At 51.4% G+C, this 2,256-nt stretch carries 2 protein-coding genes; both read left to right on the forward strand.

Features of this window, described 5'->3' with window-relative positions; all coding sequences use genetic code 11:
- On the forward strand, positions 1-1,515 hold a 1,515-nt coding region (locus H6F50_RS04045), incomplete at its 5' end, for a hypothetical protein (protein ID WP_190426604.1).
- Between the two features lie 124 nt (positions 1,516-1,639).
- Positions 1,640-2,256, forward strand: a 617-nt coding sequence (locus tag H6F50_RS04050) for an HAD family hydrolase (protein WP_190426607.1), incomplete at its 3' end; no start/stop codon positions are given.

Raw genomic sequence — 2,256 nt, forward strand, 5'->3', positions numbered from 1 at the left:
ATGGACGTGCCTGCTGGTTCAATTCTGCCCTTGGGAATGCGTACCAGCATTGAGAAGGGTAAGGTTCGAGTCGGCATCACCTGCGCCTTGTGTCATGCAGCAATCGATAGCAGAAGTGGGCGCGTTATCGAAGGTGCGCCGAACAACGATGTCGATCCCGGCTTAGTCTTGGCAATGGCTACCAACTCCGCCGCCATGTTTCGCCAGACGGGTGTGAATCCCACTAAACTTCCCTTAGGCGATCGCACTTACATCAACGCTGATGGGGAAATCGCCCGTCTCCCAGATGCCAAAGCCGTAGAAGATGCCGTCGATGCCGATTTGCTCAGTTGGCCTCCGGGGAACTTTGATTCTACCGGCAACATGGTCAACAATCCCTCCCAAAATCCTTCCTCCTATACCCACAAAGCTTGGCCCTACGGCTGGAGTGGAAACGCTGCCATTGGCTGGTTTCACGGACTGACTACCCTCAACAGCAACGTTCACGGCACCAATTCCGACGCCACAACCGGGGCTGATTCCAGCCAAGCGTTACTAAATATTGACAAAGAGACCTATTTGGGAATTCTTTTTCAAAATTCAGCCACTCAAGCTTTCCGGTTGCCAGAAGGTGCAAAACCATCAGAATTCTTTGAAAAAATCGATCCCACACCAGGGGAACCGGGAATGAACCAGGTAATTAAGATGCCTGGATACCCGAAAGGTTCGCCTTTTATTTTGGATGGGTTGATGGCAAACTCGCCCGGATTCCCGGTCGGCGAACAACTTAACGGAATGTCAGCTTTTCAGAATAGCTTGGCACCGCCACCCGTTCAAACTGCTAGCACAGACACCCTGAAGCGGGGTGCAGCAATCTTCTCAAAAGCTGGTTGCGTTGAGTGTCATAGCGGACGCTACTTCACCAACCATGAAGTAATCGCAGCCGATGAGATTGGAACTCAGCCCTCACGGGGTCCGGCGCAGGCACCCTTTGCCCGCATCTTGATAGCACCCCAAACCTATCCCAGTAACGTCCCAGTGCCCTTGCCGCCCGATCCGCCGGTGCTATCAGTACCGACCGATATTACGCCACAGCGATCGCTAGAATTAGCCTTTGCCATCAGCAACCCAGCCGGTGGTTACAAGGTACCTAGCTTAATTGGACTTGCCGTAACCGCACCTTATCTCCATGATGGCGGTGTGGCAGCTAGTTCCGAAGCACTGAAGCGAGATAAAGACGGCTTTAAAGTCGCCGATCCCAATCAACTAGGCATGGCAGGTACGTTGCTTAACAATATCCAGCCCGATCCCAGCGCAAGTTTGCGAGTGCTGCTGGATCGCAACCTGCGCGAAACAACGGTAGCCGTTAACCGGGCGAATTCTGACTTACAACAGTCGAATGTAGACGGCAGCGGACACGCTTATTGGGTAGACACGGAGGCGGGTTTCACTCCCCAAGATCAGACCGATATCATTCAATTCCTCCTCTCGTTGGATGATGACCCAGAAGTGCTGCCAGCGGTAGCCTCAAATTAGCGATCGCGTTTTTTCTTCGCCCCGATGCAGGGGGTTGAAGGGATCGAAACAGGAATCAAAGCAGAGAAAATCCCGCTTTTAAAAAGGGGGATAAATACAACCAAAATCCAAAGGTAATACAACCATGACAGTGCAAGGCGTAATTTTAGATATCGATGGTACCCTGGTTCTGAGCAATGATGCCCATGCCCAAGCTTGGGTTGAGGGATTTGCAACGTATGGTTATGACGTACCCTTTGAGAAAGTTCGACCGCTGATTGGGATGGGTGGCGATCACGTCATCCCAGCAATGGTGCCGGAATTAAATGACGAAGACGGAGATGGGAAAGCCGTTTCTCAGAAGCGTCGAGAACTAATGGTCAACCGCTTTGCACCAACACTGTCTCCTACAGACGGCGCAAGAGACCTGATCTTGAAAATGCAGGAGGCTGGATTAAAGCTGATTATCGCTACCTCTGCATCAAGTCAAGAACTCTCCCCGTTGCTGAAAGCCGCACAAGTTGACGATCTACTGGATGAAGCGACAACTTCTAGCGATGCCGATGCCTCTAAACCAGCACCAGACATCGTGGAAGCAGCATTGAAGAAGATGCAAATGGAACCCAATCAAGTAGTGATGATTGCCGATACTCCCTACGATATTGAATCTGCAAATAAAGCTGGTGTGGGTGTAATTGCGGTGCGTTCTGGTGGCTTTGACGATAATCAACTCAAGGGTGCGATCGCTATCTACGATCACCC

Source organism: Coleofasciculus sp. FACHB-712 (assembly GCF_014695635.1).
Classification (GTDB): Bacteria; Cyanobacteriota; Cyanobacteriia; order Cyanobacteriales; family FACHB-T130; genus FACHB-T130.